The following is a 6,989-nucleotide window of genomic DNA, read 5'->3' on the forward strand; positions in this document are numbered from 1 at the left end:
GCCTATGGTGTAATTGGCAACACAGCTGGTTTTGGTCCAGTCGTTCTAGGTTCGAGTCCTAGTAGGCCAACTAAAAATGAAAACAATCCCAACCCTTAATTTGAGTTTGGATTTTTATTTTGGCTTCCTATTCTAATTCTCCGGGAACTGGAGGTTCATTATTTATAGGAAGTTCATTTTCTTTAATAATTCTGTTGGCTTCCTGTAATTCATCTATTTCCTTGTCTTCCAGATCCAAAAGGGTACTCATTTTTTTCTTGTCCTTAATCATGGCCCAGGTCATAATAAGACTTGTGCCTATAATAACAAAAAGTAAAATCCCCGGTTCAAAAGTGGCTACCTGTGCTTCCGCCGGAATTGCATAAAACAGGAGTATTGTAATTAGCCCCCTTGGAGCTATAAATAGTTGTGGTAGAATGTCGCTGCCAATAAAAGTTCTTAAGATTACAAATCTAATAGCATAGATTGAAAGAATAATAAGCACACTAACCAGGGCTACCTGAATGTTAAATAAAGAAGCTATGGCGATAGTCAATCCAAATATAACGAAAAAGAAAGTGCGCACCACGAATGCTGTTTCGAGAGTTACAATATGAAGTTCATGATAAATGCGATGTGCTTTTTCATACTCAAGAAAGTGTGATAGTTTTCCCCCAAAGAACAATTTCATATTGGCAATTACTAAACCGAATATCAAAATGATAAGAAGAGAAGAGAGATGTAGTTGTTTGCCGATTGCATATAAAAGAAGCAAGACAGCAATTAGCAGAAATAGTTTGGCCTGACTTTTAATTTGTTGGAAAATAAGAATAATTGCATAACTCGCAATGAGTGATATAATTACGGTAAGCAGAATATTAAGAGCAAAACCTCCGGCCCCTGAATCTTCTGCAGGATTTAGTCCGCTGACGAGAAAATAGAACATCATAATTCCCATAATGTCAGAAAACGTACTTTCATATATGTGGAATTCTTTTTTCTTTTCGGCAAGAGCACTAACACTTGGAATAATTATAGCGCTGGATAAAATGGATAAAGGTGTTGCATACAACCATGCAGCCTGCATAGACATATCCGGGATAAATTGATGAAGAATTAGGGCTGCTACCCATGCAGAACCTATTAGCCCTGTTAGGGCTATGGCCATAGATTTTAAAATAGGAACTAGTTTTTCCTTTTTTAATTCAAGTTCAAGAGCAGCTTCAAGGACTATCATTATAAGACCAATTATACCCAGAACTTCTAATGCTGGAAAGAAATTAACCTCTTCGGAGGTAAAAGTTTTAAGTACAAACTGCAAAATAAACCCAAGAAGTATAAGTAATAAAACAGAAGGAATGTTGGTTCTTTTCGAGATGCCATTAAATAGAAAAGAAAGAATAAGTATTACTGATGCTTCAATAATAAGGTTGTAGGAGTTAAAGACGTCCATATAAATGTTGATTAATGGGATTGGTTTTAATTCATAAGTAATAAAGTTACTATTAAAAGTGAAACGATTATCAGATTGCTTTTAGTATCTGGTATAAATGAAATGAGCATCTGTTTTAAAATCAAAAAAAATTGTATATTTGCGCCACTGAAAGGATATAATTGTATTCATGAGGGGACAAATTGTCCCCTCTTTTGTTACTTATGGTTATGTTAAAAGCACAAGTTGAAGAGCTTTTGGGAAAAGCATTGAAGGAGAATGAAACCTTGTTTTTAATTGATTTTTCAATTACTCCCGATAATACCATTAAGATAGTTCTTGATGGGGATGAAGGCGTAAATTTGAAGGATTGTATGGCTTTAAGCAGGGCTATTGAACACAATTTGGATAGGGAAGAACATGATTTTTCATTGGAAGTTACCTCATCCGGTGCCGCGGAGCCCATTGTTATGGCCCGCCAGTATCCTAAAAATATTGGTAGGAAGTTAGTTGTAAAAACAGCAAGCGAAAATTTCGAAGGCGACCTTACTGAAGCAACAGAGGAGACCATAACCCTGGAATGGAAGGCACGAGAACCTAAACCGGTAGGGAAAGGAAAAATAACCGTTCAGAAAAGAAAAAAAATTGCCATTTCTGAAATTGAAGAGGCAAAAGTTAAATTAAAATTTTAATTACAGCGCAAAATGGAAAATATTGCATTGATCGAATCTTTCTCGGAATTTAAGGATGATAAGTTTATTGACAGGGTAACTCTAATGGCTATATTGGAGGACGTTTTTAGGAATGCTTTAAAGAAGAAATTTGGCTCCGATGATAATTTTGATATTATTATTAACCCTGATAAGGGAGATTTGGAAATATGGAGAAATAGGATTGTAGTAGAAGATGGGGATGTAGAAGAACCAAATGAAGAAATATCCCTTTCAGAAGCTCGTAAAATAGAACCGGATTTTGAAGTTGGTGAAGATGTTTCTGAGGAAGTAAAGCTTATAGATCTTGGAAGAAGGGCAATATTAGCCTTGCGCCAAAACCTGATATCCAAAATTCACGAACACGACAATACAACCATATATAAGCAATTTAAAGACCTTGAAGGTGAAATTTATACAGCAGAAGTTCATCACATAAGACATAAGGCAATTATCTTGTTGGATGATGAAGGAAATGAAATAATTCTTCCTAAGGATAAACAAATACCTTCTGACTTTTTTAGAAAAGGAGATAACGTTCGTGGAATTATAGAAAGCGTAGAGCTTAAGGGTAACAAACCAATGATCATCATGTCAAGAACTTCACCAATCTTCCTTGAACAATTGTTCTTCCAGGAGATTCCAGAAGTATTTGATGGACTTATTACTATAAAAAAAGCAGTTAGAATTCCAGGGGAAAAAGCCAAAGTAGCAGTAGATTCGTATGATGACAGGATAGATCCTGTCGGCGCATGTGTTGGGATGAAAGGCAGTCGTATTCATGGCATAGTACGCGAACTTGGAAATGAAAATATAGATGTAATTAACTGGACAAATAATCCGCAGTTAATGGTAACCCGTGCACTTAGTCCAGCACGTGTTTCTACCGTGAATTTAAACGACGAAAAAATGACTGCACAAGTTTATCTGAGACCTGAGGAGGTTTCAAAGGCCATTGGAAGAGGCGGTCATAATATACGCCTGGCTGGTCAACTTACAGGTTATGAAATAGATGTGTTCCGTGAAGGGGTAGAGGAAGATGTGGAACTTACAGAATTCTCAGATGAAATTGAAAGCTGGATAATAGAAGAACTTAAAAAGATAGGTCTGGATACAGCCAGAAGTGTTCTGGAGCAGGATATAGACGATTTGGTAAAACGTACAGATCTGGAAGAAGAAACAATTTCTGATGTTGTACGTATCCTTAAAGAAGAATTTGAAGATTAAGCTATATATTAGCAACTTAAAAGTAGAGAGTAAACAGTATTTATGGCAGACAATGCAACAATAAGGCTTAATAAAGTCTTGAGAGAACTTAACATTTCTTTGGATAGAGCGGTGGAATATCTTGCCTCTAAAGGACACAAGGTGGATGCAAGACCTACCACAAAGATTTCTGAAGACATACATCAGGTTCTTTTAGACGAATTCCAGACGGATATGAGCAAGAAAGTTGCATCCCAGGAAGTTGGCGAAGAAAAGCGGAAGGAAAAGGAAGCTATAAGACTTCAGTTAGAGCAGGAGCATGAAGAAAAAAGACTTGAAAGAGAAAAAAGAGCTGCTTCAAGGGAGGTAGTGAAAGCAAGGGTAGAACTTTCCGGCCCGAAACAAGTAGGTAAAATTGACCTTACACCAAAGAAGAAAATTAAACCCGAACCCAAGAAGACTGAAGATAAACCAGCTCCAAAGGAAGAGGTAATTGCTGAGATAAAGGATAAGGTAGTAGTCGAAGAAGAAAAAGTAGAATTAAAACCTGAAACAACACCAGAGATAACGAAGGTTGACGATAAAGTTGCGGAGGTTGAAAAACCAGAGGAACCCAGTTCTATTACTACAAAGTATAAAAAACTTTCCGGTCCAAAGATTATGGGAGATAAAATTGATCTCTCTAAGTTTAATAAACCTAAGAAAAAGAAAGAACCTGTTAAGGAACCTTCCGAAGCAGAGAAACGAAAAAGAAGGAAGCGGATTGTTAGTAGTAATGGTGGGCCTGGTGGCGGAAAAACGAGAACTATTGCTAAAAAAGGACAACGTTTTACCTCTGCTCCAAAGGCTGAGCCTACGGAAGAAGAAGTGCAAAAACAGGTGCGTGAAACGCTTGAAAAACTTCAGGGTAAATCCAAAAAAGGAAAAGGAGCAAAATATAGAAGAGATAAGAGAGATCAGCACAAACAGCAGACAGAGAAAGATCTGGAACAACAAGAACTGGAAAGTAAAATACTTAAGGTCACTGAGTTTGTAACTGTTGGAGAAGTTGCTACCATGATGGATGTTGCCTCTACTGAAATAATTTCTGCCTGTATGTCTCTTGGGATTATGGTTACCATGAACCAAAGATTGGATGCCGAAACACTCTCCATTGTTGCTGAGGAATTTGGCTATGAAGTTGAATTTATTACTGCAGATCTTGAGGAATCTATTGAAGAAGAAGTGGATGCTCCTGAGGATTTAAAGCCCAGGGCTCCTATCGTTACAGTCATGGGTCATGTAGATCACGGTAAAACATCATTATTAGATTACATTCGGGAGGAAAATGTAATTGCCGGGGAGAGTGGTGGTATTACACAGCATATTGGTGCCTATGGTGTTACCCTATCCGGGGGTCAGAGAATTACATTTTTAGATACTCCTGGTCACGAAGCATTTACCGCTATGCGGGCCCGTGGAGCACAGGTAACAGATATTGCCATAATCGTAATTGCTGCGGATGATGACATTATGCCTCAAACCAAGGAAGCTATTAGTCACGCACAAGCAGCAAGCGTTCCTATAGTTTTTGCGATTAACAAAATAGACAGACCTACAGCAAATCAAGAAAAGATTAAAGAAGGTTTGGCTGCGATGAATTTACTTGTTGAAGATTGGGGAGGAAAAATTCAATCTCATGATATCTCCGCAAAAAACGGTGATGGTGTAAAAGAACTTTTAGAAAAGGTGCTTTTGGAAGCAGAACTTTTGGAATTAAAAGCTAATCCAGACAGATTAGCTTCCGGTACTGTGGTGGAGGCATTTCTTGATAAAGGAAGAGGTTATGTTTCTACTATCTTGGTGCAGGGAGGTACTTTGGAAATAGGTGATTACGTTTTGGCGGGAACATGTAGCGGCAAGATTAAAGCTATGCAGGATGAACGCGGTAAGATTGTAAAAAAAGCTGGCCCTTCTACACCAATTTCAATATTGGGATTAGATGGTGCACCTCAGGCCGGGGATAAATTCAACGTGTTTGAAGATGAAAAAGAAGCAAAGCAAATTGCATCCAAAAGGAGCCAGTTGCAACGTGAACAATCGGTAAGGACTCAACGGCATATTACGCTCGATGAAATTGGAAGACGAATTGCATTAGGTGAATTTAAAGAGTTGAATATTATTTTAAAAGGAGATGTTGATGGATCTGTGGAAGCTTTAACGGATTCCTTCCAGAAATTGTCAACAGATGAAATACAAGTCAATATTATTCATAAAGGAGTAGGTGCAATTACAGAATCTGATGTATTATTGGCTTCAGCATCTGATGCAATCGTAATTGGATTTAATGTGAGACCCATGGGTAATGCCAGGGATATTGCTGATAAAGAAGAGATTGATATAAGGATGTATTCTATTATTTATGATGCCATTAATGATCTTAAGGATGCAATGGAAGGCATGCTGTCTCCGGTGATGAAAGAAGAGATTTCGGGTACCGCTGAAATTAGAGAAACCTTTAAAATTTCTAAAATAGGAACAATAGCCGGCTGTATGGTAACTACTGGCAAAATCTTTAGAAACTCAAGTATTCGTCTTATTAGGGATGGCGTAGTAATATTTACGGGAGAACTATCTTCTTTAAAAAGGTTTAAGGATGATGTTAAGGAAGTGGCGAAAGGATATGACTGTGGGCTTCAGGTAAAAAACTACAATGAGATAAAAGAAGGAGATATCGTGGAAGCCTTCCGGGAAGTGGCAGTAAAGAAAAAGCTTTAATCTGAAATTTATTAAAATTTTTGAAGTACGGCGAAGGCAGATTCTTATTTCTTAGATAGACTTAGATGATGATAACAAAACAAAAAACGACCTATTTGGTCGTTTTTTCTGGTTTTAATAAAAGTGATTCAGGATATTTTATCCGAACCTCTTTAAATTTACGTTCCGCATCCAACTTAGATTTAAACTGCCCAATCTGAACCCTGTAAGTAGGTGAATCAAAGATAATTTTTGATTTTAAATCTGGAAAATCAATGTCTACCTGCTGTTTAAGTTCTTCTGCTTTGGTATAAGAGCCAAATCCAACCTGTATTGTAAAGAAATTAGTTTTTGAATTACTGATTTTATAAACTTCCAGAAGGCGGGTAATATTGGCATCTTGTTCAATGCTAATTTTCCCACTTTGAGCCATTCCGCAAGTAATGAATCCAAGAAGAACTACTGATAGAATTGCTGTTTTCATGATATAAACTTTATTAAGACCTAATATAAAATGCAAAAGTAATTTATTGCAGGTTAAACAAAAGTTTTCATACTTATTTAGAATTAATATAAATTATAAATTATAAAACCCTTAACATTTCTCAAATAAAGTCAAAGTCTTATTTTTGTCGTCAATTTGAGCGGCGATAAATTACCTTAATTGTCTTATTGTAATAGTAATTATCGTGCCAGAATTAAGATAGAAATATTTTAAATATGAAAAAGGTTTTGTACCGCCATCAGATTTCTAAACTTTTCACTTGCACTCTAGTAGTTTATCTACTCCTTTCCTATTCTATTTTGGCCCAGGAAGAAAACCAGGATCAGAACGCTGTGGCTGATACTGAAGTTACGACTGAGCCAAGTGATTCGGGCTCTGGAGATGTAGCAAAAGGGAAACAATTATTTAATCAGAATTGTGC

5 protein-coding genes and 1 pseudogene are annotated in these 6,989 nt (G+C 36.8%); 4 read left to right on the plus strand and 2 right to left on the minus strand.

The annotated features are described in order from the left end of the window. Nucleotides 1-127: 127 nt before the first annotated feature. Nucleotides 128-1,432: a cation:proton antiporter gene (locus WBN20_RS06900; RefSeq protein WP_424281179.1), complete on the minus strand. Its 1,305-nt coding sequence runs from the start codon at nucleotides 1,430-1,432 to the stop codon at nucleotides 128-130. Nucleotides 1,433-1,641: 209 nt separating this feature from the next. Here WBN20_RS06900 and rimP point away from each other — a divergent pair, with 209 nt between their 5' ends. Genes rimP through infB form a run of 3 tightly spaced genes read left to right on the plus strand, consistent with a single transcriptional unit; the run spans nucleotide 1,642 to nucleotide 6,084 of the window. Next, nucleotides 1,642-2,103, plus strand: a complete 462-nt coding sequence (gene rimP / locus WBN20_RS06905; protein WP_424275788.1) for a ribosome assembly cofactor RimP — start codon at nucleotides 1,642-1,644, stop codon at nucleotides 2,101-2,103. A 12-nt stretch (nucleotides 2,104-2,115) separates the two neighbouring features. Then, complete coding sequence (gene nusA, locus WBN20_RS06910; protein ID WP_424281180.1) at nucleotides 2,116-3,348, plus strand: transcription termination factor NusA; 1,233 nt, start codon at nucleotides 2,116-2,118, stop codon at nucleotides 3,346-3,348. Nucleotides 3,349-3,390: 42 nt separating this feature from the next. Further along, on the plus strand, nucleotides 3,391-6,084 hold the full coding sequence (infB, locus tag WBN20_RS06915) for a translation initiation factor IF-2 (RefSeq protein ID WP_424281181.1): 2,694 nt from the start codon (nucleotides 3,391-3,393) through the stop codon (nucleotides 6,082-6,084). Nucleotides 6,085-6,175: 91 nt separating this feature from the next. Here infB and WBN20_RS06920 read toward each other — a convergent pair whose 3' ends face one another. Further along, on the minus strand, nucleotides 6,176-6,547 hold the full coding sequence (locus WBN20_RS06920) for an SPOR domain-containing protein (RefSeq protein ID WP_424271633.1): 372 nt from the start codon (nucleotides 6,545-6,547) through the stop codon (nucleotides 6,176-6,178). A gap of 236 nt (nucleotides 6,548-6,783) precedes the next feature. Between WBN20_RS06920 and WBN20_RS06925 the strand changes: the two are divergent. Further along, nucleotides 6,784-6,989 (plus strand): annotated as a pseudogene (locus tag WBN20_RS06925) (cytochrome C); the annotation flags it as partial.

This window comes from Eudoraea sp. (assembly GCF_049665975.1).
In the GTDB taxonomy this organism is placed as follows: Bacteria; Bacteroidota; Bacteroidia; order Flavobacteriales; family Flavobacteriaceae; genus Eudoraea.

What these genes read in the sequence shown, in the direction of transcription:
- rimP (WP_424275788.1), top strand. Translation starts at nt 1,642, where the DNA reads ATGTTAAAAGCACAAGTTGAAGAGCTTTTGGGAAAAGCATTGAAGGAG.
- infB (WP_424281181.1), top strand. Translation starts at nt 3,391, where the DNA reads ATGGCAGACAATGCAACAATAAGGCTTAATAAAGTCTTGAGAGAACTT.
- WBN20_RS06900 (WP_424281179.1), bottom strand. Translation starts at nt 1,432, where the DNA reads ATGGACGTCTTTAACTCCTACAACCTTATTATTGAAGCATCAGTAATA.
- WBN20_RS06920 (WP_424271633.1), bottom strand. Translation starts at nt 6,547, where the DNA reads ATGAAAACAGCAATTCTATCAGTAGTTCTTCTTGGATTCATTACTTGC.
- nusA (WP_424281180.1), top strand. Translation starts at nt 2,116, where the DNA reads ATGGAAAATATTGCATTGATCGAATCTTTCTCGGAATTTAAGGATGAT.